Source organism: Geomonas oryzae (assembly GCF_004117875.1).
In the GTDB taxonomy this organism is placed as follows: Bacteria; Desulfobacterota; Desulfuromonadia; order Geobacterales; family Geobacteraceae; genus Geomonas; species Geomonas oryzae.
In genome coordinates this window covers 599,983-624,954 of sequence record NZ_RAHW01000001.1, presented here as the reverse complement: position 1 = coordinate 624,954, position 24,972 = coordinate 599,983, and the positions used below count along the sequence as shown (strand labels likewise).

21 protein-coding genes are annotated in these 24,972 nt (G+C 63.3%); 8 read left to right on the top strand and 13 right to left on the bottom strand.

Annotation, left to right across the window (positions count from 1 at the left end; genetic code table 11):
* Window positions 1–95: 95 nt before the first annotated feature.
* The 3 genes from D6Z24_RS02825 to D6Z24_RS02815 form a co-directional block, all read right to left on the bottom strand.
* Window positions 96–467 (bottom strand): response regulator, encoded by a 372-nt coding sequence (locus D6Z24_RS02825; protein WP_129125020.1) that lies wholly within the window; start codon window positions 465–467, stop codon window positions 96–98.
* Between the two features lies 1 nt (window position 468).
* The gene (locus tag D6Z24_RS02820) at window positions 469–3,291 is read right to left on the bottom strand and encodes a response regulator (RefSeq protein ID WP_129125019.1); all 2,823 of its coding nucleotides are present in this window, start codon (window positions 3,289–3,291) and stop codon (window positions 469–471) included.
* Window positions 3,292–3,571: 280 nt separating this feature from the next.
* Window positions 3,572–4,000, bottom strand: a complete 429-nt coding sequence (locus tag D6Z24_RS02815; RefSeq protein WP_162605062.1) for a bacteriohemerythrin — start codon at window positions 3,998–4,000, stop codon at window positions 3,572–3,574.
* Window positions 4,001–4,290: 290 nt separating this feature from the next.
* Between D6Z24_RS02815 and D6Z24_RS02810 the strand changes: the two genes are divergently transcribed.
* Window positions 4,291–5,373 carry a fibronectin type III domain-containing protein gene (locus tag D6Z24_RS02810; protein ID WP_129125017.1) on the top strand — a complete coding sequence of 361 codons (1,083 nt, stop codon included), beginning with the start codon at window positions 4,291–4,293 and terminating at the stop codon, window positions 5,371–5,373.
* A gap of 112 nt (window positions 5,374–5,485) precedes the next feature.
* Here D6Z24_RS02810 and D6Z24_RS02805 read toward each other — a convergent pair whose 3' ends face one another.
* Complete coding sequence (locus D6Z24_RS02805) at window positions 5,486–6,133, bottom strand: flavodoxin family protein (protein WP_129125016.1); 648 nt, start codon at window positions 6,131–6,133, stop codon at window positions 5,486–5,488.
* A gap of 197 nt (window positions 6,134–6,330) precedes the next feature.
* Between D6Z24_RS02805 and D6Z24_RS21915 the strand changes: the two genes are divergently transcribed.
* The 7 genes from D6Z24_RS21915 to D6Z24_RS02770 all read left to right on the top strand — a co-directional run bounded on the left by D6Z24_RS21915 (window position 6,331) and on the right by D6Z24_RS02770 (window position 17,290).
* On the top strand, window positions 6,331–6,501 hold the full coding sequence (locus tag D6Z24_RS21915) for an ATP-binding protein (protein ID WP_129125410.1): 171 nt from the start codon (window positions 6,331–6,333) through the stop codon (window positions 6,499–6,501).
* Between the two features lie 140 nt (window positions 6,502–6,641).
* On the top strand, window positions 6,642–7,001 hold the full coding sequence (locus D6Z24_RS02795; protein ID WP_129125015.1) for a hypothetical protein: 360 nt from the start codon (window positions 6,642–6,644) through the stop codon (window positions 6,999–7,001).
* A 477-nt stretch (window positions 7,002–7,478) separates the two neighbouring features.
* Entirely contained in the window at window positions 7,479–9,524 is a 2,046-nt protein-coding gene (locus tag D6Z24_RS02790; protein WP_129125014.1) for a TonB-dependent receptor plug domain-containing protein, read from the top strand.
* An 11-nt stretch (window positions 9,525–9,535) separates the two neighbouring features.
* Window positions 9,536–10,099, top strand: a complete 564-nt coding sequence (locus D6Z24_RS02785; RefSeq protein WP_246014542.1) for a YfiR family protein — start codon at window positions 9,536–9,538, stop codon at window positions 10,097–10,099.
* A complete protein-coding gene (locus tag D6Z24_RS02780) occupies window positions 10,096–12,240 on the top strand; it encodes a putative bifunctional diguanylate cyclase/phosphodiesterase (protein ID WP_129125012.1) in 2,145 nt (714 codons plus the stop codon). The genes D6Z24_RS02785 and D6Z24_RS02780 overlap by 4 nt, the downstream gene beginning before the upstream one ends.
* Before the next feature lie 35 nt (window positions 12,241–12,275).
* The gene (locus tag D6Z24_RS02775) at window positions 12,276–14,513 is read left to right on the top strand and encodes a GspE/PulE family protein (RefSeq protein ID WP_129125011.1); all 2,238 of its coding nucleotides are present in this window, start codon (window positions 12,276–12,278) and stop codon (window positions 14,511–14,513) included.
* Window positions 14,514–14,548: 35 nt separating this feature from the next.
* Complete coding sequence (locus tag D6Z24_RS02770) at window positions 14,549–17,290, top strand: hybrid sensor histidine kinase/response regulator (RefSeq protein WP_129125010.1); 2,742 nt, start codon at window positions 14,549–14,551, stop codon at window positions 17,288–17,290.
* 131 nt (window positions 17,291–17,421) lie between these two features.
* On the opposite strand, the gene D6Z24_RS02765 is transcribed toward D6Z24_RS02770, so the two are convergent.
* The 9 genes from D6Z24_RS02765 to D6Z24_RS02725 all read right to left on the bottom strand — a co-directional run bounded on the left by D6Z24_RS02765 (window position 17,422) and on the right by D6Z24_RS02725 (window position 24,898).
* Window positions 17,422–17,916 carry a c-type cytochrome gene (locus D6Z24_RS02765; protein WP_129125009.1) on the bottom strand — a complete coding sequence of 165 codons (495 nt, stop codon included), beginning with the start codon at window positions 17,914–17,916 and terminating at the stop codon, window positions 17,422–17,424.
* Complete coding sequence (locus tag D6Z24_RS02760) at window positions 17,913–18,203, bottom strand: hypothetical protein (protein WP_129125008.1); 291 nt, start codon at window positions 18,201–18,203, stop codon at window positions 17,913–17,915. Before D6Z24_RS02760 ends, D6Z24_RS02765 begins: the two co-directional genes overlap by 4 nt.
* Before the next feature lie 7 nt (window positions 18,204–18,210).
* Window positions 18,211–18,492, bottom strand: coding sequence for a hypothetical protein (locus tag D6Z24_RS02755; RefSeq protein ID WP_246014541.1), 282 nt, complete (start codon window positions 18,490–18,492; stop codon window positions 18,211–18,213).
* Window positions 18,486–18,791, bottom strand: coding sequence for a cbb3-type cytochrome oxidase assembly protein CcoS (gene ccoS / locus D6Z24_RS02750; protein WP_129125007.1), 306 nt, complete (start codon window positions 18,789–18,791; stop codon window positions 18,486–18,488). The genes D6Z24_RS02755 and ccoS overlap by 7 nt, the downstream gene beginning before the upstream one ends.
* Before the next feature lie 148 nt (window positions 18,792–18,939).
* On the bottom strand, window positions 18,940–19,929 hold the full coding sequence (locus D6Z24_RS02745; protein ID WP_129125006.1) for a cbb3-type cytochrome c oxidase subunit II: 990 nt from the start codon (window positions 19,927–19,929) through the stop codon (window positions 18,940–18,942).
* A complete protein-coding gene (locus D6Z24_RS02740; protein WP_129125005.1) occupies window positions 19,926–21,311 on the bottom strand; it encodes a cbb3-type cytochrome c oxidase subunit I in 1,386 nt (461 codons plus the stop codon). Before D6Z24_RS02740 ends, D6Z24_RS02745 begins: the two co-directional genes overlap by 4 nt.
* Window positions 21,312–21,463: 152 nt before the next feature.
* Window positions 21,464–21,997: a cytochrome c3 family protein gene (locus D6Z24_RS02735; protein ID WP_129125004.1), complete on the bottom strand. Its 534-nt coding sequence runs from the start codon at window positions 21,995–21,997 to the stop codon at window positions 21,464–21,466.
* Window positions 21,994–23,046, bottom strand: a complete 1,053-nt coding sequence (locus D6Z24_RS02730) for a polysulfide reductase NrfD (protein WP_129125003.1) — start codon at window positions 23,044–23,046, stop codon at window positions 21,994–21,996. The genes D6Z24_RS02735 and D6Z24_RS02730 overlap by 4 nt, the downstream gene beginning before the upstream one ends.
* On the bottom strand, window positions 23,033–24,898 hold the full coding sequence (locus tag D6Z24_RS02725; protein ID WP_246014568.1) for a quinol:electron acceptor oxidoreductase subunit ActD: 1,866 nt from the start codon (window positions 24,896–24,898) through the stop codon (window positions 23,033–23,035). Before D6Z24_RS02725 ends, D6Z24_RS02730 begins: the two co-directional genes overlap by 14 nt.
* Window positions 24,899–24,972: the final 74 nt, after the last annotated feature.

Genomic DNA, 24,972 nt, shown 5'->3' with positions numbered 1-24,972 from the left:
CCTGAGCAAGTAGAATTCAGGGGTAAGGGTAAGACATTTTGACCGGATTGCAAGAGAGGGAGGCGTATGGGGATCACACCCCCGCTCCTCGCCGCTTACCCGAGGACCGCGCGCACCGCGTCGACGACCTTGGCGGCACCAAACGGCTTTTGCAGGTACCCTGCGGCGCCCGTTTCCCTCACGATCGTTTGCAGCTCGCTTTCGGGCTTGCCGGAGATGTAGAGGATCGGGATGTCGCGGGTCGCCTCGTTCCCCTTGTAAATCCCCGCCACCTTGTCGCCGGAGAGAAAGGGCATCATGAGGTCGAGGACGATGAGCGAAGGCTTGGCCCCCTCCCATATGTGCCGGTTTGCCTCGGCGGCGTTGCCGGCGATGCAGACCTCGAAACCGGCCCATTCCAGGATCCCCTGCAGCAGCGAGGTGATCGTTTCATCGTCGTCTATGACCAGGATCCTCTGTTTTCCCATGTCAACTCCTTGGTTCGGGGGAGGGGAGGGACTCTTCCTCCCTGAGTGCGGCGAGAAATTCCAGCGCCTGCCGGTGCTGTGATTCTATCTGTTGGAGAAGCGTCTCGGCGTCGGCGCCTCCCCCTTCCATCGTCAGGGCCTCCATGCGGCGGCAGGAATCGGAGAGGGCGATGCAGCCGAGCGAGGCGCTGCTCGATTTCAGCGTGTGCGCCGCACGGTGCACCTCCTGTTGGTCGTCGCGGTGCAGCCCCTCGCGCATGGCTGCGACGAGCAGCGGACTCGATTTCTCGTAGGAGCCGATCACCTTCCACAGCAGGCTTGGCTTCCCCGGCTGCTGCAGGGCCCGGATCTCTTCGAGCGCGGAAGGGTCGAACCCGTCGCCGGAAGGCTCGCAGCGCTGCGAGCCTTCCGCGCCGCCGGGCGCACACACCTCAGCCTCAGTGAGCCAGCGCTGCAGCATCGCCACCAGTTGCGCCTGCGTGAACGGTTTGGTCAGGTAGTCGTCCATGCCGGCGGCGAAGCACTGCTCTCGGTCGCCGCGCATGGCGTGCGCGGTCAGCGCGATGATGGTGCGTCGCATCCCGTCCGGGCCCGCATCCCGTTCCTTATCCCTGATCGCCCTGGTTGCGGCATAGCCGTCCATGATCGGCATCTGGCAGTCCATGAAGATGAGGTCGAACTCCTGCCGGGCGACGACGTGGAGCGCTTCGGAGCCGTTATTGGCGACGCTCACCCGGCAGCCGCAGCTTTCCAGCATCGCGGTGGCGACGTCCTGGTTCACCGGGTTGTCCTCAACCAGGAGTATCCTCGCACCGAACTGCGCCGGACCCGGCTGCGCCGTCAGCATCGGCTGTGCCGCACTGCTCATCCCCACTCCCAGAAGGTCTATGACGGCATTGAAAAGGCGCGACTGACGCACCGGCTTGCTGATGTAACATCCGATTCCGGCACGGATCGCCTCCTCCTCGTCACCGTATTGCCCGACGGAGGTGACCATGAGGAGCGGGGTAGCCTCCAGGGCGGGTTCCGACTTGATGGCGCGCGCTAACTGGATCCCGTTCATGCCGGGCATCTGCATGTCGAGTATCGCGAGCTGGTAGGGTGAGCCGGCGTCGACCGCGCTGCGCATGAGGTCGAGGGCGGTCCCGGCGTTGTCCGCCATGTCCGCGGTCATCCCCCATCCCGCCAGCTCGTGGTGCATGATGCTCAGGTTGGTCGAGTTGTCGTCAACGATGAGCGCGTGGTAGCCGGCCAGCGGGATCGGTTCGGTCGTGCCGTTGCGTACCGTGGGTTCCCTGCGCAGCCTAAGTGTGAACCAGAAGGTGGAACCGCGCCCGGGAACACTCTCGACACCGATTTCTCCCCTCATGAGCTCCACCAGCTGCCGGGCGATGGTGAGCCCGAGACCGGTGCCGCCGTACTTGCGTGTCGTCGAGTTGTCCGCCTGGGAGAAGCCGCTGAAGATGCGCTCCTTCACCTCATCGGGGATGCCGATGCCGGTGTCGGTTACCTTCATGAGCACCGTCACCTCGTCGCCGTTATCCTCCTGGAGCGTACCGGAGATGACCACCTCCCCCCGGTCGGTGAACTTCACCGCGTTCCCGACGAGGTTCATGAGGATCTGGTGCACCCTTACCTGATCTCCCAATAGCGAGGCGGGGACGTCCTTCTCGACCAGGGTCGCGATTTCCAGCCCCTTCCGGTGTGCGCTCTCCGCAAGGAGCTCGACCACGTCGGACACGGTATCCTGCAGGCTGAAGGTGGACTCTTCGAGCTCGAGCTTCCCGGCCTCGATCTTCGAGAAGTCCAGGATGTCGTTGATGATGGCGAGGAGCGCCTCCCCCGAGCGGCGCACCGAGGAGACGAAACGTTTCTGCTGCTCATCCAGTTTGGTCGCCATGAGAAGCTCGGTCATCCCCAGCATCCCGTTCATGGGGGTGCGGATCTCGTGGCTCATGTTGGCGAGGAACTGCGACTTCGCGCGGCTTGCCGCCTGGGCCGCCTCCATGGCGCGCTGGAGTTCTGCCACGGTGAGGTCGAGTTCCCTGGTGCGCTGGGCGACCTTCTGCTCGAGCTTATTGCGGTAGCTTGCGAGCTCCTCGTCCCTTCCCTGGATCTGCCCGAGCATCTCGTTGAAGCCGTCCATGAGCGCCCCGATCTCGTCGTCGCTCACCTTCTCCACGCGGATCGCGTAGTTCTGGTCCCGGGAGACCGCCGCCATGGTGCGGGCGAGTCCCCCTATGGGGGCCGAGATGACGCTCTGCAGCCGCGAAGACACGAAGTACGAGCAGGCGAGGCTTCCCAGCATCACGATGAGTACCGAGCCAAGGAACCAGGTCAACTGCGCGTTCAGCTCCCGGTAGTCTGCCCGGATCACCACGGTCCCCAGCGGTTGCCCCTCAAGGGAGATCCTGCGGGCCACCACCATGTCGCCGTCCATATCCCAGAAGCCATCTCGCGCCGCTTCCCTGGCCAGCTCCCTTCCAGATCTCGTCGATGATTGCGCTCCGGCCGCGCGGTACGAGGCGAAGGGCTGGAAGTCCTCTGAGAGGATGTGGGCCTCCAGGATGTACTTCCTGTCCTCGAGAAACTGCAGGGTGCGCCGTGCGTCGGTCCGGTCGCCGAAGGCCAGCGCCGCCGAGCTGTTGTGCCCGACGATCGAGGCGAGTGCCGAGAGCTCTTGCCGCATCGCGACGCGCGCCCATATGAAGGTCCCAGCCACGAAGGTGAGCGAGGCGAGAATGAGTGTGAACCCGCTGGTAATCATCAGGATCAGCATCATCTTTTTGCGTATCGGCAACCGATTGATCAGAGTCCGGCGCATCGCTTCGTCCCGTTCATTCTATGATCCTCTTTAGTGAGCTGTGTGGGACAGCTGAGGTATGCATCGACAGCCATAAAATGTGAAATGTCTCGTTCAGTGGGCTCTGTTGGACAAACGGATCCCGTTGAGCGTAGATATCGGCTCTATATGGCAGAACTTAAACCAATTCAAGAAGTGCTGTGAGGGAGGGGGAGGTGGACATGGTCCTGGCAAGGCAGGGACGCGCGGTGCCCTGTGCCTTGCCGCTACCATATTCATTGTAGGTTGGTTACGACCGGGATCAGTCGAGGGTGATGATGACAGGCTTTTTGTTGACCTTAGCCGCGTGAGCACCGAGATCTGCATCGCTCTGCGATATGTGTCTTACGAGCCATCCCCTGAGGAATGAGATGATCTCGAGAGAGATGGGAACTCCGCCGGTGGCAAAATCCCTCTGGATTTCACCGATCCTTTTTACGAAATAGGCGTGATCCAGCAGGTGTTCTTCCTTGCGGGGGTAGTCCGTCTCCTCCATGAGGAGCTCTTCCTGGGCGAAGTGGTACGTCGCATAGTCCGCCAGTTCATCGAGCACAGCGGCGATATGTTGAGCGGCTTTCTTTTCACAGAACTCGTCATACGCTTTATTGAGCAGTTCCACGAGGTGTTCGTGGTGTTCATCTATCATTTCGTGCCCGACCGCCAAGCTTCCGTCCCAAGTTACAATCGGCATGGTTCCTCCCTTTTCCCAGTTGCACATCTCATTGATCCATTCATCGGGAACCACAGAGCTAAACTTTAAGTAAAGGCGGAGGGAAAAAGCGTAACGCGTAGGTCTATAACTACCAATGGAGGTGGTTCAGCAGGGGGGGATGGACGCGTCAAAGTCTTCATGCCCGTTCTATGTCTTTGAAAAACCTGCTTGATTCGTGTTGACATGAGAAATGAAACAGTGTACTAGCAGGTAGCTTTTTTTGTGAGGACCAATAAGACTTATGCAATGATGTTCCTGGGGAGGGGATCATGTTTAAGGAGAATCTGAGGAGAAGTCTGTTCACCGCCGTTGCGGCGGCCATGTTGATGCCCTTTCCGGCGAGCGCCGGGACCGCTCTTCCGGGAGACCTGAACCTCGACGGCAAGGTCTCTCTCAGCGAGTTGCAAAGCGTGATCAACGCCTTTTTGAACGTCACGCCCGACGCCGTCCCGCCGACCGCCCCCACCAACCTGAGTGCGATCGCCCTCTCGACCACCCAGATAAAACTCACCTGGACCGCCGCGACCGACGACGTCGGGGTGGCCGCGTACAAAATCTTCCGTGGCGCTTCCCAGGTCGGCACGGTGACCGGGACGACTTTCACCGACACCGGGCTCGCTGCGGGTTCCAAGTACAGCTATACCGTGGTTGCGTATGACGCCTTCGGGAACGCGTCGCCTGCCACCGCCATCGCCACCGCCGTTACCGAATTCGGCACCGCTACCTCCAAGCTCGTGGGAAGCTGGTATGCCGCATATCCCAACGCGGGACAGGCGAAGGGGCCCGTCGTCATCAACTTCGTCGACGGCCAGAGGTTCATGATGGCTCATGACGGTGACGTGCAGGCCGATCCATCAGGGACGCCGGGGATGGAGTCCGGCACCTACACCTGGAATGAGAGCACCGGCGCCTTCATCCCCACCGTGACGGCGGATACCAACGGACAGTGGGGCTTCTCCAATGCAGGGCCGCTCAAACTGACCGTGTCGGCGGACAACAATACCCTTCTCGTCAACGATTCCGCCTTTGCGACCCGTGTCCTTCCTTCCGGCACCAACGCGCTCGTCGGTGGATGGTATCGCCCCGGCCCGGGAGGCTCCATCGCCATCACCATCATCAACGACACAACCTTCATGCTCGCCCACGATGGAACGCCCGATGGCAGCGGTTGGCCCGGCATCGAGAGTGGTACCTACACCTGGAACCCTGCGACCCATGTCATAACGACAAACGCTGCAGTCGATACCAACGGTGACTGGGGCGTCAACTCGGGAACCGGGAGTATTGCAGTCTCGGACGACAACAAAACGCTTATCGTCGACGGTGTCTCCTTCGCGTCGAGGATACCCTAGCGCGTTCTCGCTGGTCATGCTGCATCGAAAAAGCAAAGGCGTCGGCAATGCCGACGCCTTTTTGTTTTAGTGGAGACTTGCCGGAAGGGGCAGTGGGGGAGGGTGCCATCCTTTATGCCATTGTTACCAGCCGCTCGCCCATCTCGAACGCCTTGCGGCAGTTCTCCGGGAAGAGCACGCTGTGCCGTTCCCGCCGCTGCTCGGGGTCGTAGTAGCTGAAGACGTATTTGCTGTAGTCCGTAAGCTGAAGCGTCTCGTTGCAGTAAAGCGACTCGCACTCGCCGAAAATGGCCCGCAGGTAGTTCTCATTTCCCGACGTGTGGACCTGGTAGTTCCACTGCTGCATCAGTTCCTCCGGGACGTTCATGGTGTAGATGAACCCGGTGCGGATCTTGCTGCCGAACAGGGACGCCGGCGGCTGGGAGTAGACGAAGTACTGGAAGAGGAGCCTTTCCATGAAAGAGCTCATCTCACCGGTAACCCTTCCGAAATAGATCGGCGAGCCAAGCACCAGGGCGTCCGCCTGTGCGATCCTCTCCAAAACCGGCGTAAGCCCGTCTCTCATGGCGCACTTCCCGTAGCTCTTCCCGTCCTTCAGCTTGCAGGCAAAACAGCTCGTGCACCCCTTGAAGTCGACGTCGTACAGATGAATCAGTTCCGTCTCCGCCCCTTTCGCAGCTGCCCCGTCCAGCGCTTTTTGCAGCACCTGAGCAGTATTGAATTTCTTCCTCGGGCTGCCGTTGATTGCGATAACTTTCACGAAGGCCTCCTGTCCATAAAATGATTGCTGGTCACCCGCAGTGCCGCAGTGGCGGCAGCGGTTTCGGCAGCATAGAACATGGAGCCTTTCTTGAATAGTACGAACATTTTGGTGCCATAGTACCCGCGAAGAAACGTATCACATTTTTTTGTTGTATTTAATCTTGCTATTAACTAGCGTGAGCTGTTTTTTGATAAATTTTAAACATCCAGCAGTGGCGATATGAGCAGACCCTGCACGGAAGGGAGTTCGACGGTAACGGCATCGGGTTCGCCACGGTGCACCGCATCGTGCAGCGGCATAAGGGAAAGATCCGGGCGGAGTCGCAAAGGGGACAGGGGGCCATCTTCTTCTTCACGCTGCCGTAGCACCAACTCTCACAGCCTCTACTTTCACAGGACCAGTGATCACGCTGGTCCTTTTTTATTCTCTTTATTGATGTATCACTCATTTTCTTCTATACTGCCCCGATTGTTCACCGCTCATACTGCACAAGGAGGAAGTAATCATGAATGTGGCGATAGTCCATAAGGCGAATGTGAAGGACGAGGTGCTGGACGCCCTCGCGAAGGATGTCCCTTCCATCATTTCAGGGTTACTGGAAATCCGCGGCGGCAAGATGGCGATCCTCAAACCGGAGCAGATCTCGCTGCAGTTCTCCCAGGCGAGCGGCCGCGACACCGGGGCGGACCTGCGCATCATAGTGCTCGCACGCAGCCTCGGGCCCCGCACCGCCGTGGAGAACAAGCTGGCGGGAGCCATTCTCGAGAAGGTGGTGGCTTTGGTGAAGGGCGCAGGCTCGGACTGCTCCGTCACGGTCCGTCTCTACCTGACCGAAATCGGCGCCGCGGAGCATATCCCCGCCTAGTACGAACACCACACAGTAAAAACCGACGGAAAAAGGGCCAGCTTAACTGGCCCTTTTTCGTTTTCGGAAGGACTTTCCTCAGTCGCGTATCACCGTGCTAATTTTCGCGGAAGAACAGCCGAAAAGTGACATAGGTCAATTGGGAGAACAGGAAGTGAAGAAGGCTTATATGCTCAATTGCAATGTACCTTATGTATGATACGATTCCCCGCATTGCAACGGATACCAACTATTGGCGTTTAACAAAGTATCAGTTGCGAGACTTGACTTGGTTGTCCCGACTTCTATGTCGCATAGCAGTACAGGGGCGCAGATACAATATTAAACATTGACAATAATAATAAAATATTAAATGATCCGTTACCTATCAGGCAGCTTCGGCCACCTGCTTGATACATTGCAGCTCCTTCTTCCTCGGGCTCGTTGTTCCGACCAGCCGGCACTGGTACAGAGGAAGTGGATTGCTGGAGGAAGACGATGACAAGAAACCGTTGCAGGCTTCTGGTGTCCCTGGCCGGCTTGCTGCTCTCCCTGCTCTGCGGGACGGCGCGCGCGGATGACGCCGTCGAGCAGCCCGCCCAGGACCTGGGCGCCATGGACCTGGAACAGCTCACCAACCTGAAGGTGGAAAAGGTCTACGGCGTCTCCAAGTTCGAGCAGGTGGTGACCGAGGCGCCGGCGTCGGTGACCGTGGTGACCTCGGACGAGATCAGGCATTACGGGTGGCGCACCCTGGCGGACGTCTTGAAGGCGACGCGCGGCTTTTTCGCCACCTACGACCGCAACTACAGCTACATAGGGACGCGCGGCTTCAACCGCCCCGGCGACTACAACACCCGCGTTCTCCTGCTGCTCGACGGGCACCAGGTCAACGACGTCATCTACGAATCCGCCGCCATAGGTACCGAATTCATCCTCGACTTGGCCCTCGTCGACCGCATCGAGATCATCAGGGGACCAAGCTCCTCGCTCTACGGCGCGGGCGCCTTTTTCGGCGTCATCAACGTGATCAGCAAAAGCGGCAAGCAACTGGACGGCGTGGAGGCGGCGGGAAGCTTCGGGAGCCAGAAGAGCGGCTCGGGGCGCCTCACCTTCGGGAAGGCGTTCAACGGCGGCGAGTTCCTGGTCTCCGGTTCACGTTACGTAAGCCGCGGCGACGACCGCCTCTTCTATCCCGAGTTCAACGACCCCGCCACCAACAACGGCATCGCGGACAACATGGACCGCGACAGCAACTACTCGCTATTCGCCTCCGGGCACCTGCGCGACTTCACCCTGACCGGCGCCCTCGTCTCGCGCGACAAGCGCATCCCGACCGCATCCTTCGGCACCATCTTCGACGACCCCCGCACCAAGTCCACCGACCGGCGCAGCTTCCTCGATCTCAAATACGACAAGGCCTTCGAGGGGACCAGCGTGACCGCGCGGCTCTTCTACGACGAGTACCGCTTCATCGGCGACTTCGCCTACGAGCGCGACGCCCGAGATCCCATTTCTTATCCCGCCACCTACGTGAACCGGGACGACCACCTGGCGCGCTGGTGGGGCGCCGAGGCACAGGCAAGCCGGCAGGTGCTCCCGAGGCTGCAGCTGACCGGCGGCACCCGCTTTAGGGACACCTTCCAACTGGAAATCCCGAACGTAGACCTGGTCCCCGGGGGGCGCAGCGTGGAGAACGACCACAGCGACCTGTTCTGGGCCCTCTTCGGGCAGGCGGAGCTGCGCATCCTGGATGAACTGATCCTGAACGCGGGGGTGCGCTACGACCACTACGAAACCTTCGGCGGCGCGACGAGTCCGCGCCTGGCACTCATCTACACTCCCGTGGAGGGGACCGTCTTCAAGCTGATCTACGGCAAGGCGTTTCGGGCTCCCAACGCCTACGAGCTCTACTACAACGACGTCTTCAACGGTTACGCCACGAGCCCGTCGCTTAGGCCCGAGACGGTGCGCACTTACGAGGCGATCTGGGAGCAGTACTACGGCGACATCGTGCGCACCAGCGCGAGCCTCTTCTACAACAAGATCGACAACCTGATCAGTTACGAGGACGTCTCGGCAACGCAGGTGGCCTTCGCCAACATAGAGCGGGTTAAGGCGCTCGGAGGAGAGTTCGAGGTCGAGGGGCAGTGGAACACCGGCTTCTCGGCCCGAGCGAGTTACGGCTTCGTCTCGGCGCGAAACGACGTGACCGATGAGCGCCTGGACTACTCGCCCAGGCACCTGGTGAAGCTCAACGTGACGGCGCCCCTGTACCGGAAGAAGCTCTTCGCCGGTATCGAGCTGCAGGGGGTGAGCCGGCGCGACTTCACCCACAACGACGCCCAGGTGTCGGCGGGGGGGTACGCGGTCGCCAACGCGACGCTCTTCTCCACCGCCTTGCTCCCCGGGCTTGAAACCTCCGTCTCCGTCTACAACCTCCTGGACCGCCGTATTGTCGATCCCGCCACCACGGATCACGTGCAGAACGTGATTCCGCAGGACGGCAGGACCTACCGGCTCCAGGTGAGCTACCGGTTCTAGGGGAGATGCCGATGCCGAACCTTTTCAACATGACGCGCCGGCTTGCCGTGGGTCTTGTGGCCGCCTCCCTCTTTCTGTCCGGGCCCCGGCCCCTCGGGGCCGAGGGGGCGCAGGAGTACCAGGTGAAGGGGGCCATGGTCTACAACATGGCGAAGTACATCGAGTGGCCGGCGGGGGCCTTCGCCTCGAACGGCGCCCCCCTCATGATTTGCAGCATGGGGCGCGGCCCGTTTGCGGCGGCGCTGGAGCCGTACCGGGGCAAGACGGTGCTGGGGCATCCGGTCCTGGTGAGGCACCTGCAGGTCGGTGAAGAGCTGGGCGAGTGCCACGTTCTCGTGGTGAGCGGGGTGGAGAAACGCTACCTGGCGGGGGTCCTCGACCTGGCGCGAAGGAGGTCGGTGCTCACCGTCGGGGATGTCCCGGACTTCGCGCGCCAGGGGGGGATCATCGGGCTCGTGGAGCAGGAGGGGCGGGTCCGTTTCGAGATCAACATGAAGGCGGCGCACCAGTCCCGGTTCAAGATCAGCTCGCAACTCCTCAAGTTGGCCAGGATCCTAAAAGAGGGTGATTCATGAGCCGTCCCGGAGAGCATTTCATAAGAAACCTCCCGCTGCAACGCAAGCTGATGCTGATCATCATGCTTTGCTGCACGGCGACCCTCATCCTCGCCTCGCTCTTCTTCGTGGCGCGGGAGGCGAAGGTGCTTTACCGGGCCCAGGAGGAGGACCTCGTCTCCATAGCGGAGGTGATCGGGGAAAACAGCGCCTCCGCGGTCGTCTTCAACGACCCGAAGTCCGCGGAGGACACGGTGCGCCCCCTGGCGGCGAAGAGCTCCATCCTGGCGGCGTACATCATCACCAAGGACGGCCGACTCTTCGCCCGGTACCTGGCGCCGGGTGCGGCGCGGGCGAAGCTCCCCCTGGAGCTCCTTCCCGAGGGGGCGACACCCGCCGACATCACCCGGGCGGTACGACAGGTACAAGACGACGCCTACCGGAGCTCGTTTTCCTCCGGATACGCAAGCGCGGTGAAGACGATTTATCTCGACGGCGAGCCGGTCGGCACCGTGGTGCTCCATGCCAACGCCTCGGGGTTTCTGCGCAACCTGGGGTGGACCCTTCTCGCGGCGTTTTTGTTCATGGGCGCCGCCTTCGTGGCCGCCTACCTCTTTTCCGCACGGCTGCAGCAGATGGTGTCGTCGCCGCTTCTGGAACTGCTCGCCACCATGAAGGAGGTTTCCGCCAGCAAGAACTTCTCCCTGCGCGTGCAGAAGCCTTCGAACGACGAGATCGGCCTTCTCTACGACGGCTTCAACGAGATGCTCTGCGAGATCGAGGAGCGCAACCAGATCCTCAGGCAGCGCCAGGCGCACCTGCAGCAGCTGGCGCACTACGATCCCCTGACCCGGCTCCCGAACCGGACCCTGTTCTACGACCGGCTGAGCCAGGCCCTCTCGCTCGCAGGACGGGCACGGGAAGCGGTGGCGGTGATCTTCATCGACCTCGACCACTTCAAGGACATCAACGACACCCTCGGGCACCGGATCGGCGACCTGCTCCTCATCGAGGTGGCAAGCCGGCTTTCGACGGTGGTTAGAAGCTGCGACACCGTGGCGCGGCTGGGCGGCGACGAGTTCACCGTCTTCTGCCAGAACATCGCCACGCCGGAGAACGCGGCCCTCGTGGCGCAGAAACTGGTAGCTCTTTTTGCCGACACCTTCCGGCTCGGGGAAAGCGAGATTCACGTCACCGCGAGCATAGGCGTGACCCTCTTCCCCTACGACGGCAAGACGGTGGACGAGCTTTTGATGAACGCCGACATCGCCATGTATCACGCGAAGGGCGCCGGCAAGAACGTGTACGCCCTCTTCGAGAAGAGGATGAACGAGCACGCAAGCGAACGGGTCACCCTGCTCACCGACCTGCGCCAGGCGGTGGTGCAGGGTGAGTTCGTGCTGCACTACCAGCCCAAGGTCGACGTCCTGACCGGGAAGGTGACGAGCGTCGAGGCGCTGGTGCGCTGGATGCACCCGAGACTGGGGCTTTTGGGACCGGACCGCTTCATCCGCCTCGCCGAGGAGAGCGGCTTGATCGCCGAGCTCACCGACTGGGTCATGCGCACCGCGTGTCGGCAGGCGAAGGACTGGCAGGAGGCGGGGCATCCCCCGGTGCGGGTGGCGGTGAACCTTTCCCCCTTCCACTTCCAGCGCCAGGACGTGAAGGAGGCGATCCTCGCGGTGCTCGCGACGACGGAACTCGACCCGACGCTGCTCGAGATCGAGATCACCGAAGGGGCGCTCATGCAAAACGACGAGTACACCTGCCGTGTGCTTGGGGAGCTGCGCGGGATGGGGATCACCGTCTCCGTGGACGATTTCGGCACCGGCTACTCGTCGCTCTCCTATCTGCACCGGTTCCCCATCAACACGCTGAAGATAGACCGTACCTTCATCCTCAACATGATGAAGAGCACCGAGGATCAGGCCATCGTCACCGCGATCATCGCCATGGCCAAAAGCCTCAACATGCAGATCGTGGCGGAAGGCGTGGAGACGGTGGAACAGCTTGAGGCCCTGAAGGACCAGGGGTGCCACGAGATCCAGGGCTTCCTGATCTCGCGGCCGGTGAACGCCGAGAAAGTGGCACGTTTTTTCACCGATGAAGACCGTCTGATGCAAGACCGACGTACCGGCATCCAGGCCGGGGATGCGGCATAAACCCGGCGCGGGAGAGGCGCCGAGAGGTAACGAACATGAACGAATTGAGGATAAGGCTGAAAACCGGAGACGAGGTGAGGGGGGTACTCACCCGCTCCTTCAAGTATCAGGACAGCGAGATAGAGGTACAGGTGGAAGGGGGGAGGGAGACGCTCACCTTCTCGCTGGACGAGATCTGCTACATACGTTTCCTGAATCCCCCTGCGGGAATCGGCGGCGGGAAAGAGACCGTCGAGGAGGTGCAGACCATCGCCGGTGAGACCTTCAGGGTTGCCGTCCCGGCCAACGGCAAGTTCCTCAAGGGATTCCTCGGCATGCTGCAGGGGGAGGAGAGTTACTGCACCGCCTTCTTCACCGACTCGGGCGTAAGATACCGCCAGGACGACCGGCGCACCGGGCAGATCCTCGAGGACCAGGGGTACGTCTCACCGGAAAAGGTGGAGGCGGCGATAAGGCTGCAGTCCGAGCAGGCAAAGGGGGGCGATGCCGACGCCGCGATCCTTCTGGCCGATGCCGTCGACGAAGGTGAGGCGCAGGAGCACGCCCTCATGCACCACGCGAGGGTGGGGGACATCCTGGTCGAGTCCGGGCTCGTGACCCGCGAGCAGGTGGAGGCGGCCTTCAAGAGCCAGAAGGGGAAGAAGCTGCAGGTGGGCGAGCTTCTCATCATGAAGGGGCTCATCACCGAAGAGCAGCTCCTCTCGGCGCTCGCGACCAAGTTCAGGCTCCGCTACGTCGACCTCGACACGGTGATCCCGAGCGACGCGGCACTCGGCGCCATCTCCGAGGGGCTCGCCTCCCGCCTGAAGGTTTTCCCGATCTCGCTTGAGGGTAGGACCCTTACCGTCGCCACCTCTTCCCCCACCGATCTCAGCATCGGCGACAACCTGAGGTTCTCGACCAACTTCGCCACCGAGCTCGTCGTTGCCCCGCAGCAAAAGATCGCCGCGGCGATCGAGAAGTACTACCGGAACCGGATCGACACCGTGGATACCCTGCTGAACTCGATGAAGGGGGAGGCGGAGACGGTCACCATCGAGGAGGAGGCGGACGATACGCGCCTGCTCTTCGAGCCCGACTCGAAGATCATCTCGCTGGTGAACCGCATCCTCATCGACGCCTACAACCAGGGGGCCTCCGACATCCACTTCGAGCCGGGGAGCGGCAACGAGCCGCTGGGGATCCGCTACCGTATCGACGGGGAGTGCGTGGCGGCGCACAAGGTTTCCGCCTCCTACAAGGGTGCCATCCTGGTGCGCATAAAGATCATGGCGGACCTGAACATCGCCGAGCGGCGCCGTCCCCAAAGCGGCAAGATCCTGCTCCGTTACCGGCAAAAGATGCTCGAGTACCGCGTCGAGATCACCCCGATGGTGGGGGGGCGCGAGGCCGCGGTCCTGAGGCTTCTCGCCGCGAGCAAGCCCTACCCCCTGACCGGGCTAGGTCTCACGCCGCACAACCTGGAACGGTTCATAGATATCCTGGATAAGCCGCACGGCATCATCCTCTGCGTAGGACCTACCGGGTCGGGAAAGACCACCACGCTGCACTCGGCGCTCGGCCACATCAACACGCAGGAGCGCAAGATCTGGACCGCGGAGGACCCGGTCGAGATCACGCAGGCGGGGCTTTGCCAGGTGCAGGTGAACGCGAAGATCGGCTTCACCTTCGCCGAGGCGCTGCGCTCCTTTTTGCGCGCGGACCCGGACGTCATCATGATCGGAGAGATGCGCGACGCCGAGACTTCGAAGATCGCCATCGAGGCCTCACTCACCGGTCACCTCGTCTTCTCCACCCTGCACACCAACTCCGCCCCGGAGGCGGCGGTGCGCCTGATCGAGATGGGGATGGACCCCTTCAACTTCTCCGACGCGCTCCTCGGCATCCTGGCGCAACGCCTTGCCAAGAGGCTCTGCCCGAACTGCAAGAAGCCGGCGCCCGACCAGCGGCAGCGCTACGACGAGGCCGTGGCGGCGCTCAGGCAGATCGCGGGGGAGAGGCCGAACGTCATCCCCGAGTTCAAGGAAGTGAACTTCATGAAGGCGGTCGGCTGCGACAGCTGCGGGGGAACCGGCTACAAGGGGCGCATCGCGCTGCACGAGCTCATGACCGGGACCGAGGCGGTTAAGGTCGCCATCAGGCACGGCAAGGGTATGGACGAGCTGCGCGGCATCGCCATGGATGACGGGATGTGGACCCTGAAGATGGACGGCCTTTTGAAGATGATGCAGGGGGAGACGGACCTCGAGCAGGTGCTGAAGGTGTGCATGTAGCCTGATCCTGATACGCAGCCCCCGGGAAAGTGACCATGATTCGGATCGACATGCCAATGCGAAGTCGGGTGGTGCTCGTCGCGGTTAGCCTTGTGGCGGCCTTCCCGTTTCTTCTCGTCGAACTGTTCCCCTCAGCGCTTTACCTGGTGCTGGATGCGTCCGACTACCTGGTCTTCCACAACACCGTTGAATTCTTCAGCGTCATGGTTTCCCTCTCCATCTTCGGGGCCGCCTGGTTCTCGCACAGCCAAAGCGGAGACCGGCACACGCTCTTTCTCGGCGTCGCTTTCCTCGGGATCGGCCTCATGGACTTCATGCACACCATGGGTTACCCGGGGATGCCTTCCTTCATCACCCCCAACTCCCCAAACAAGTCCACCCAGTTCTGGATCGCGGTCCGCCTCTTCGGTGCGGCCTCTTTCCTCGCCAGCGGCTTCGTAGGCAAGGAGGGGCGTTCGGACCGGTTCGGGCGTTGGCCGCTTCTCGCCGCGGTCCTCGCGGTGACCGGCGCCGTCTTCGTCCTGGTCACCTTCTTTCCTGATGCGCTCCCCGCGACCTTCGTACCGGGCTACGGGCTCACCCCGTTCAAGAAGGGGGCGGAATGGCTCATCATCATCCTGCTCTGCCTCGCCACGGCGGTCTACCTCTGGCGGCTCAACGCGTCGGAGGAATTCCACTACCGCTGTTTCGTCTGCGCCTTCGTCCTCTGCATCTTCAGCGAGCTGGTCTTCACCGTCTATAAAAGCGTCTACGACACCTACAACGTGCTGGGGCACCTGTACAAGTTGATCGCCTTCGCCATGATCTACCACGGCGTGTTCGCCGCCGCGGTGCAGCGTCCCTACGGCGAGCTGCACCAGGCCCTGGAAGAGCTGCGCCTTACCAACGACGTCCTGCGCCACATCATGAACTCGATCCCGCAGTCGATCTTCTGGAAAGACCGGGACAGCGTCTACATGGGGTGCAACCGCGAGTTCGCCGCGGGTGCGGGGCTTGCCGACCCGTCCGAGGTGGTGGGGAAGACCGACCACGACCTCCCCTGGACCGATGAGGAGTGCGAGGGGTACCTGGCGGACGACCGGGCCGTCATGGAGAGCGGCCGGGCCAAGATGCACATCATCGAGAACCTGACCCAGGCGGACGGCAGCGTGATCTGGATCGACACGAGCAAGATGCCGCTGAGGGACAAGGGGGGGGCGATCTGGGGGGTGCTCGGGGTCTACGAGGACGTCACCGAGAAGAAGCTCCACGCGGAAAGGCTCTCGGACGCCCTGCAGTTCAGCCAGGAGATCATCAACAGTGCGCGCGAGGGGATCGTCGTGTACGACCGCGAGCTGCGCTACCTGGTCTGGAACCCGTACATGGAGGAGCTGAGCGGCGTCAAAGCCGCAGACGCGCTGGGGAAAAAAGCCGGTGAGGTCTTCCCTCAGCTCAAGGAGGAGGGGCTGCTGGCGCGCCTGGAGGAGCTTTTGAGAGGAGGGGCCCCGGTGACTCTGGAATTCAGCGGGCGCGACGCGGCCGGGCGGAGCATCTGGCTTTCGGACGCCTCCGCTCCCCTGCGCAGCGCCTCCGGGGAGGTGGTCGGGGTAATCGCCACGGTGCGCGACATCACCGAGCGCCGCGCCATCGAGGAGCAACTGCGCCAGGCCCAGAAGCTGGAATCGGTGGGGCGCCTGGCGGGCGGGGTGGCGCACGACTTCAACAACAAGCTCACCGTCATCCTGGGCAACGCCGAGCTCGCCTCCTTTAAGACGGAAGAGCCGGCGCTCAAAGAGCACCTGAGGCAGATCTTGAAGGCTGCGGAGCAGTCTCGCGACATCACCTCCCAGCTCCTTGCCTTCTCCCGGCAGCAGGTGGTCACGCCGAGGCCGGTCCAGGTCAACGCCATGCTGGATGATCTGCGCAAGTCGCTCGGGCGTCTGATCGGCGAGCACATCGCCATCGTCGTAGTGCCGGGGGAAGGTCTGTGGCAGATCAACATCGACCCGGTGCAACTGGACCAGATCATCATGAACCTCGCGGTGAACGCGCGCGATGCCATGCCGCAGGGGGGGACCATCACCATCGCCACCGGCAACTGCGAGTTGAGGGAGTCCCCGCCGGGCTCCCCTGGGGTGGCGCCGGGAGGTTTCGTCCGGATCGAGTGCCGGGATACCGGCGAGGGGATGGATGCCGAGACGCGCCGTCACATCTTCGAACCCTTCTACACGACGAAAGGACAAGGGAAGGGGACCGGGCTCGGGCTGGCGACGGTGTACGGCATCGTCACCCAGAACGGCGGCTTCATCGAGGTAGAGACCGAGCCCGGTTGCGGCAGCACCTTCAAGGTTTTCTTCCCGAGGTGCCGGGAAGCGCGGTGCCAGGAGCCGGAGCAGGAGGCGCCGGTCCCGGCTCGGGGGAGCGGAACGGTGCTCCTTGTGGAGGACGAGGACATGGTGCGCGACCTGACTACGTCCATGCTCGAAAGCATGGGGTACCGATGCCTTGCCATTGCCGATCCCCGCGAGGCGCTCGCCGTGGCGGAAAACCCTGAGGTGGAGATCGACCTCGTGCTGACCGACGTCCTCATGCCCGGGATGCGCGGGCAGGAGATGATGGCAGCCCTGCGCAAGGTGAGGCCGGGGGCTAAATGCATCTACATGTCCGGCTACACCGCCGCCATCCTCGACGACGAGAGCGTGAAGAGGGAAGGTGCCGCCTTTTTGAAGAAACCGTTCCAGATGGAAGAGCTCGCCAAGCTGGTGCAGGAGGTGCTCTCGGGGAAGGTTCTTAAATAAATTCGGGGGAACGACGGCAGGTGTGTCCACGAAGCGCTGCAGGTGACCTCGCGCCCCCCCCTTTGCGAAGGGGGGACGGGGGGGATTTGTCTTTATTTCGCATGAGCCTCCTGGAAGCGGGCTGCTCCCGTTCACCTGGAGGAGCTGAGCGAACGCAGGTAGGCGACCAGGGGCCAGCGGTGCCGCTGCGGCACCACACGTTCGAGCACCGGCTCGTGTCCCGCACCGGTCAGCATCCTTTGCAGCAATTCCCCGTCCGGGTAGGCGCCCACCGACGCATGGCGCAGGTCGGCGGGCCTCGGCACGTAGCTGTTTCCAACCGGCCCGTCACCGGCGCCGGCGACACCGTGGCAGAAAAGGCAGTAATAGCTGTAGTAGATCCTCCCTTGGGCGAGCAGCGCCGGAGTCGCCTTGGGTCCCGTCACCCCCCCTGCTCCCTCCTCGGCCGGTGCCGATGTGGCCGAGGTCACGCTCACGCTCCCCGGTGCGGGTCCCGGCAACACCATCTGGAATTCCCGAATGTGGTGCTGCACCGTCATCCTCGGTCCCCGGACCAGGATCCAGCTGAAAACCACCGCCCCGAACAACGGGGGTGCCAGGACCATGAAGGCGATCAGCTTCTTCATCTTTTCTCCCCGTCCTTGCCGCGTTTCTGTGCCGGTTGCAGCGGTATCGCCTCCGGCAGCGCCTGGATCTGGCGTTGCGCCGGTCTGCGCGGCTGCTCGCTCGAGTAGATCGACTCCGCCGGCGCGTCCGGCAGCTGCCCGAAGTCCCAGCGCCTCGCCCCGTCCTGGACGAGGAGGTAGACCAGCCAGCCGTACCCCATGAGGGCCGCGCTGAAGACGATCAGGATCACCCACTCCCAGGGGGATCGCAGCTCCTGCTGCTCGTCGTATTCCGGTTTTTCTTCCATGTTGGCCTCACCAGTTGGGGGGGATGCCGGCGTTGTACGAGATCTCGAAGCAGGTGAACGCGATGCAGGCCAGAAAGAGCAGGATGATGACCCAGGGCATGAAGGAGCGCAGCCAGGCGAGGAAGCTAGCCGGTCCCCTCACCTTGATCTCCTCGCTTTTTTTCTCGGTCCCGCGCGGCAGCCAGAGCGCCTGGTAGACGAGCGCGGTGGCGATTACGAGTGCCAGGCCGCACAAAAGCGCCATGACGAGCCACTGGTTTTGCAGCACGTAGAGGTAGAGGGTCAGCATGGACGCGTACCTCCCGCACCATTTTCGGTGCCTAGGCCTGTCTCATGACGTCCGGGCTGCGCAGACGCAGGCACCTGTGCAACTTCCCGGCAACCCCGTTCGGTCCTGCGCGGGTCCGGCAGCGTGGGGGGCTCCTCCTCGCAACCGGATTCCAGCGGCAGGTAGCGGGCGCGCTCCTGGTCTGCGAACTGGCCGTTGCGCATCCCCCAGAAGAAAAATAGCGCCGCCACGCTTCCAACAAGGAGCGGAAAGCCGATCCAGATGAGCACGAAGGCGGTGCTGTCGAGCGGGTTGTTCATGTCGGTGCTCCTCGCTCCCCCTCCCTTGACGGGAGGGGGCTGGGGGGTGGGTGAAGCTGCAACCTGTGACGCTGATGGCGTTTTCCCCCACCCCCTGCCCCCCTCCCGCAAGGGGAGGGGGATGTCCAGGCGACTGGCCCGATCCCGTCTACCGCCCCGGTGTCACCGCCGGCGGCAGGTACCGGTTCACCCACCCCCCCTCGTAGGAGGCGTCGATGCCGCGCGGATCGGTGTTGGCATCGGTGTAGCCGACGAAGGAAACGGCCAGGTAGTTGGCCAGGTCCCAGATCTTCTCCGACTCCAGGTGCTTCTTGAAGTACGGCATCGCGGTGCCGGTGATGCCGTTCATGATCTGGTAGTAGAAGATCCCGCCGATGTACCTGTTCTCCACGAGGTGACGCCTGAGTATGGTGAAGTTCAAGGGGGGCGGGCTCAGGTGCGGCTGGGCCGGGCCGTTGCCGTCGCCGATCGGGCTGTGGCAGTTGATGCACAGCTGCTGGTAGATCCTCTTGCCGCGCTGCAGCGCCGCCTCGGTCGCCGGGTAAGGGTTAGGCATCCTGCGCCACACCTCCGGGACCTGGCCGTGCAGCCACTCGATGTTCGCATCGACCCCGGCGGCGTAAGCCGCCACCGCCTGGCGTTTCCAATCCCGCTGCCGCTTTACCCTCAAGTCCGCCGCTTTCCCCCCGAGCCCCTGAACGTATGCCATGAGCGCCTCTATCTCACCGTCGGAGAGGAAGTCCCAGGCGGGCATGAGCGAGATCGGCGTCGTGTTGCGCGGGTCCAGGAAGTGCGCCCGGTTCCAGTCGTCGCTGTGCTCCCCCCCCTCCTGCGAGAGGTCCGGACCGGTGCGCTCGCTCCCCAGGATGGCCGGTTCGATCCCGACGTAGTCCCCCGCCTTGGCGATCCGCTCCGCCCCGATACCCCAGTCGATCACCCGGATGAACTGCGAGTGGCAATAGCTGCAGCCGTTCTCGACGTAGAGCCGGTGTCCCCGCGCTTCCAGCGGGGTGAGCGGGCGCCAGATCTCCGAGGGGGTCTCCTTCATGGTGAGCGACGGGATCCCGACGATGATGAAGGCGGAGGCCCAGAACACGAGGAGCGCTCCGACGATGACGAAGGCCGGAGTCATCTTCATGTCGCCTCCTCGAGGCGCCGCAGCGCTTCAGGCTCTTTTGCGCCGCGCAGCGTCATGTAGACGTTGAAGAGTCCCACGATCGAGGCGCTCAGGATGAAGACGCCGAGTGCCGCCCGCATCGCCATGAAGGGGATGAGTTGCGGCAGCACCCTGACCACGGTCTCGCCGTTGTACCAGGCCGTCCCCTGCACGAGCCCCGCCATGGTGAGGACGATGAAGAAGCCGGTGAGGCCGAAGGTGATCAGGCCGAACTGCAGGTTGATGAGCCGTTGCGAGTAGACGGGGCGGCCGCTCACCAGGGGAAGCGTGTGCCACATGGCGCCGAGGGCGATGTAGCCGCCGAAGCCGAGCATGGCGATGTGGGCGTGGCCTACGGTCCAGTTGTTGAAATGGGTCACGCGCTGCAGAAAGGGGAGCGACTGCAACGGCCCCTGGATGCAGGTGACGATGTACCAGACGACCCCCGCCATGACGAGCCGCGCCGACGGGTCGCTCCAGACCCGTCCGCCGACGAAGCGTGCGGTGAGCCAGAGGTTGATCACGACGATGGAGACCGGCAGCACCATGGAGATCGAGTCGACCACCGAGATCGTCTTCAGCCAGCTGGGAATGGGGGACTGCAGCACGTGGTGGCCGCCGATGTGGCTGTAGAGCGCGATCAGGAGCCAGAAGCCGAGAAGGGACAGGGTGTGCGAGTTGAGCGGGGTCTTCGCTACGCGCGGGATGACGTAGTAGGCGGCCCCGGTGGCAAGCGGGGTGATCAGAAGCCCCGGGAGGTTGTGTCCCCAAAACCAGAGGAAGATGGAATCGATCAGGCCGGGCATGGCGCCGGTGGCCGGGTGCCACATGACGTTGCCGAGCGGGTAATTGCAGGCGGTCCAGAGGAAGGTCGCCACGAAGTACCAGATGGAGACGTAGAGCTGCGGTTCGCGCCGGTGCATGATGGTGAGGGTCACGTTGACGATCATGCAGAGAACGGCGACGACCAGCGAGACGTCGGCGAGCCAGACGTACTCGTTGTACTCGCGCCCCTGGGTGAAGCCGAAGGCGAAACCTAACGGGCCGCTCAGGACGGTCAGGTTCCAGAAGAGGAAGGTGACCCACCCTAGAGGCTCGGACCAAAGGCGCGTCTTCAGGAGGGCCGGAACGTAGTGGAGGCCGATGCCGGTGAGCATGGTGCCGACGAAGCCGTAGAGCATGGTGTTGACGTGGACCGGGCGCTCCCGTCCGAAGACGAGCGGTGCCACGTGCGGCAGGAACTCCGGCGCCACCAGGTGTATGGCGGAAAACATGCCGTACACGGCGCCCACCACGAACCAGACCGCGCCGGCGACCATGAAGGCCAACGAAGCGCTCTGCGGCTTGCGGAACAGGTTGGTCATCGACTTCTCCTAAGACGTCCCTCTCCCTCCGGGAGAAGGGCAGGGTGAGGGCGTCGGCAGATGCAATTCTTCACTTCGTGGCAACGCCCTCACCCGCCCTGTGGGCACCCTCTCCCGGAGGGAGAGGGGGACTGGCGGAGGCTGAACCTTCCCTACCGATGGCAAACGAAGCAGTCGTGGGTGACCCGGTTCTCCTTGTGGCACCGGATGCAAAAGCCCATCTCGAACTTGCGCGCTCCCGCCACCCGGTCCATCTGCCGCACGTCGCCGTGGCAGTGACCGCAGTCCACGCCGCGCATGAGATGCATGGAATGGTCGAAATAGACGAACTCGGGGAGCCAGTTCACCCTCTCCCACACCACCGGCCGGTTCTGCGCCACGTGCCCCCTGAGCCGCGCGATCCACGGGTAGTTGCGGATGATGCGGGAGTGGCACAAAAGGCAGGTTTGAAGCGGCGGGATCCCGGCCCGGGAGGAGCGCGCGGCGGCGTCGTGGCACATGAAACAGCTGATCTGCTTGATCCCGGCATGCACCCGGTGACTGAACGGGATGGGCTGGCGCGGCCCGAGCCCCACCGGGTAGAGGCGGTTCAGGTAGACGAGTGCGGCGAGCGCCGAAGCGAGGATGGCGGTCGCGGCGGCATAAGACGCCCAGCGCGGCACCCCCTTTTTCTCCGGGCCGCTCAAGGAGCACCTCCGCTCTTGCGCGCGCCGAGCATGCCGAGACCGAGGATACCGGCGAAACCGGCGGCGAGGGAGAGTTCGGCGAGACCGAGGTGCGCCATCGGGTCGAAGGTAGGCGCCACCAGCCACCAGCGCTCAAGCCAGAGGCCGCACAGGACGATGAAGGCGACCGTCCCGAGGGCGACGCGGCTGCGCTTGGTCCGGATCGGGAGAAGAAGCACGAGCGGCCCGAAGTAGACGAGCCCCAAGAGGAAAAAGCTCAACGGGCGCCACTCGGGCGCGTGCATGCGCGGCAACAGGAACCTGATCTCGCGCGGCAGGTTCTCGTACCAGAAGGGTAGGAGGTGCGCGTACATGAGATAGGTGGTCATGAGGCTGAAGGCGACGGTCAGTTTCCCCAGGTCGTGGAGCTGATCCGGTCCCGCCTCGGGGTGCCAGGCGGACAAGAGGGCCCAGCAGGTCATGGCGATGTAGAGCCCGGAGATGAAGAAGTAGCCCCCCGCGAGGTTGCTGTGCCAGAGGGGATCGAGCGCCATGACCAGGTCGAAGCCGATGAGGGAGAAGGCGAGGCAGTAGACCAGCACCAGAACCGCGCCGGAGCGCGCGGCCTCTCCCTTCCGTTTGGCCCGCAGGTGGTACAGGGCAAGCCCCCAGAAGAGAAGGAGGACGGCCAGATCGCGCCCGAAGAGGAAGCCGGGGTGGAGCCACGCCCCCTGGTGGTGGTTCACGCCGTTCCAGGGGGACCAGCGCGCACTCCCCCACCACAGGATGAGGAGCGTTACGAGCGACGGAAGGGCGAAGGCGATGGCCGAGTTCGCCGGCCGCTCGACCGGGTGGTGCCATTTGCCGTTGCAGGTCGCGACGATGGCGGGCCAGACGACGAGTCCCGCCGAAAGCGGGGTGAAGAAGAGGAAGTTGACGAGGAGCGCCCGCCAGACGCGCGCCTCGTCCGCACCGTTCAGAAGGTAGAGCCAGACGGCGCACCCGGCGGCGGCGAGGACCAGCCAGAGCACGAGCCAGGATTTCGTCGAGGGCCGGTCACTGGTGGACATGGAGTTCCTCCGGATGGGCGGGGGCCAGTTGCGCCTTCAGGCGTTCGTACTCATCGGCGCCGCAGGAGATCAGCAGGCCGAACTTGTCGCGCGAGAAGCGCGGGTCGTAAAAGGGGTGCGGCTCGAGCCGGAACAGGCGCGCGAAGAGCACGAGCCCGGCCAGGTTGGCGAGACTCCCGATCAGAATGGTCCCTTCGAAGCCGACCACGCAGAAAGGAACCCAGGAGAGCGGAGGTTTTCCACCGACGACGAGGCGGTTCACCAGCGCGGTTCCGCCGGCGAGCCAGAAGCCGCCGGAAAGCCCCGCGAGGGCGCCCGCCAGGGTGAACCAGCGCACCGGGCTCTTCGCGTGCTTCATCACCCCGGAAAGCTCCTCGACCTTCACCGGCGAAAAGGTCTCCATCACCTTGAAGCCGCCGTCGCAGCATCCCTTGGCGGCCTGCAACAGGCGTCCGGCGTTGGAGAAGACGGCGAGCACGGCGGGACGATGTTGCGGCAGTCCGGGGCGCACGCGGTGGCTGCACGCGCCGGTCGGCACCACTTCCTTTTCGGCCAGGTGTCCCTTCAACTCGCTGAGCGGGACGGTCGGGAGGAGTTTCGTGAAGCCTAAAAAGAAGAGGAGGAAGAAGCCGAAGGAGCCGGCGGTGATGGTGAGTTCCACCCAGGTGGGGAGGTAGCGCCCGAAGTTGTGCGGCAGGAAGTCGTGCGCCAGCGAGGTGTAGATGATCATGAGCCGCTCGAACCACATGCCTAGGTTCACGAGGAGCGAGACCACCAGCAGGGGGAGGAACCTCGTGCGCATGCGCCGGAACACGAAGAGCCAGGGGACGAGCACGTTGCAGACGACGCAGAGCCAGTACATCCAGGCGACGGGGCCGAACACGCGCCACTTGTGGTTCTGCCACTCGGTGACATCCCCGGAGTACCAGGCGATGAACGCCTCGACCGCGTAGGCGTACCCGACGATGGTGGCGGTCAGCACGATGGTTTTGGCGAGCATCTCGAAGTGGTGCATCTCCACCAGGCGTTCAAGGTGCAAAAGCTTCCGCATCGGGATCATCAGGGTAAGCACCATGGCAAGTCCGGAGTGGATGGCGCCGGCAACGAAGTAGGGGGGGAAGATGGCGCTGTGCCAGCCGGGTAGCAGGCTCATGGCGAAGTCCCAGGAGACCACCGAGTGCACCGAGACCACGAGCGGCGTGGCCAGGGCGGCGAAGAAGAGGTAGGAACGGCCGTAGTGATGCCACTGGGTTCCCGACCCGGACCATCCGAGGGCGAGGGCGCGGTAGATCCTGCTCTTCAGGTGTTCCGGACCGAGTTCCGCGCGGTAGCGGTCGCGCGCCGCCGCGAGGTCGGGGACGAGGCCGATGTACCAGAAGATGAGGCTCACGGTGAGATAGGTGGTGACGGCGAGGACGTCCCAGACCAGGGGGCTCACGAAGTTGGGCCAGAGCTCGCGCTGAGAGGGGTAGGGGACGATGTAGTACGCGGCCCAAAGGCGTCCCAAGTGGATGAGCGGGAAGAGCCCCGCGGTCATGACGGCGAAGATGGTCATCGCCTCGGCGGATCGGGAGACGGCGTCGCGCCACTTGGCGCGCATGAGGTAGAGGATGGCGGAGATGAGGGTGCCGGAGTGGGCGATCCCTACCCAGAAGACGAAGTTGGTGATGTAGACCGCCCATCCCACGGGGCGGTTAAGTCCGGTGACCCCCATCCCCGCCTGGGTCTGGTACATGAGGCTGAGCGCCCCGAGCCCCGCAAGCCCCGCCAGCATCACGATGGCGAGCAGGTACGCGAGGCCGGGCTTGCCCATGGGGTTCAGGGCGTCATCGTTGATTTGGCCGTAGCTCATTTCAGGCAAGGGGGGCTCTCCATTGTCGGACTCAGTCAGACCGGTCCGACTAGTCCGACTAGTCCGACTAGTCT

What these genes read in the sequence shown, in the direction of transcription:
- D6Z24_RS02775 (WP_129125011.1), top strand. Translation starts at nt 12,276, where the DNA reads ATGAACGAATTGAGGATAAGGCTGAAAACCGGAGACGAGGTGAGGGGG.
- D6Z24_RS02825 (WP_129125020.1), bottom strand. Translation starts at nt 467, where the DNA reads ATGGGAAAACAGAGGATCCTGGTCATAGACGACGATGAAACGATCACC.
- D6Z24_RS02765 (WP_129125009.1), bottom strand. Translation starts at nt 17,916, where the DNA reads ATGAAGAAGCTGATCGCCTTCATGGTCCTGGCACCCCCGTTGTTCGGG.
- D6Z24_RS02815 (WP_162605062.1), bottom strand. Translation starts at nt 4,000, where the DNA reads ATGCCGATTGTAACTTGGGACGGAAGCTTGGCGGTCGGGCACGAAATG.
- ccoS (WP_129125007.1), bottom strand. Translation starts at nt 18,791, where the DNA reads ATGAACAACCCGCTCGACAGCACCGCCTTCGTGCTCATCTGGATCGGC.
- D6Z24_RS02760 (WP_129125008.1), bottom strand. Translation starts at nt 18,203, where the DNA reads ATGGAAGAAAAACCGGAATACGACGAGCAGCAGGAGCTGCGATCCCCC.
- D6Z24_RS02770 (WP_129125010.1), top strand. Translation starts at nt 14,549, where the DNA reads ATGATTCGGATCGACATGCCAATGCGAAGTCGGGTGGTGCTCGTCGCG.
- D6Z24_RS02820 (WP_129125019.1), bottom strand. Translation starts at nt 3,291, where the DNA reads ATGCGCCGGACTCTGATCAATCGGTTGCCGATACGCAAAAAGATGATG.
- D6Z24_RS02740 (WP_129125005.1), bottom strand. Translation starts at nt 21,311, where the DNA reads ATGACCAACCTGTTCCGCAAGCCGCAGAGCGCTTCGTTGGCCTTCATG.
- D6Z24_RS02785 (WP_246014542.1), top strand. Translation starts at nt 9,536, where the DNA reads ATGCCGAACCTTTTCAACATGACGCGCCGGCTTGCCGTGGGTCTTGTG.
- D6Z24_RS02745 (WP_129125006.1), bottom strand. Translation starts at nt 19,929, where the DNA reads ATGAAGATGACTCCGGCCTTCGTCATCGTCGGAGCGCTCCTCGTGTTC.
- D6Z24_RS02795 (WP_129125015.1), top strand. Translation starts at nt 6,642, where the DNA reads ATGAATGTGGCGATAGTCCATAAGGCGAATGTGAAGGACGAGGTGCTG.
- D6Z24_RS02725 (WP_246014568.1), bottom strand. Translation starts at nt 24,898, where the DNA reads ATGAGCTACGGCCAAATCAACGATGACGCCCTGAACCCCATGGGCAAG.
- D6Z24_RS02810 (WP_129125017.1), top strand. Translation starts at nt 4,291, where the DNA reads ATGTTTAAGGAGAATCTGAGGAGAAGTCTGTTCACCGCCGTTGCGGCG.
- D6Z24_RS02790 (WP_129125014.1), top strand. Translation starts at nt 7,479, where the DNA reads ATGACAAGAAACCGTTGCAGGCTTCTGGTGTCCCTGGCCGGCTTGCTG.
- D6Z24_RS02730 (WP_129125003.1), bottom strand. Translation starts at nt 23,046, where the DNA reads ATGTCCACCAGTGACCGGCCCTCGACGAAATCCTGGCTCGTGCTCTGG.
- D6Z24_RS02755 (WP_246014541.1), bottom strand. Translation starts at nt 18,492, where the DNA reads ATGCTGACCCTCTACCTCTACGTGCTGCAAAACCAGTGGCTCGTCATG.
- D6Z24_RS02780 (WP_129125012.1), top strand. Translation starts at nt 10,096, where the DNA reads ATGAGCCGTCCCGGAGAGCATTTCATAAGAAACCTCCCGCTGCAACGC.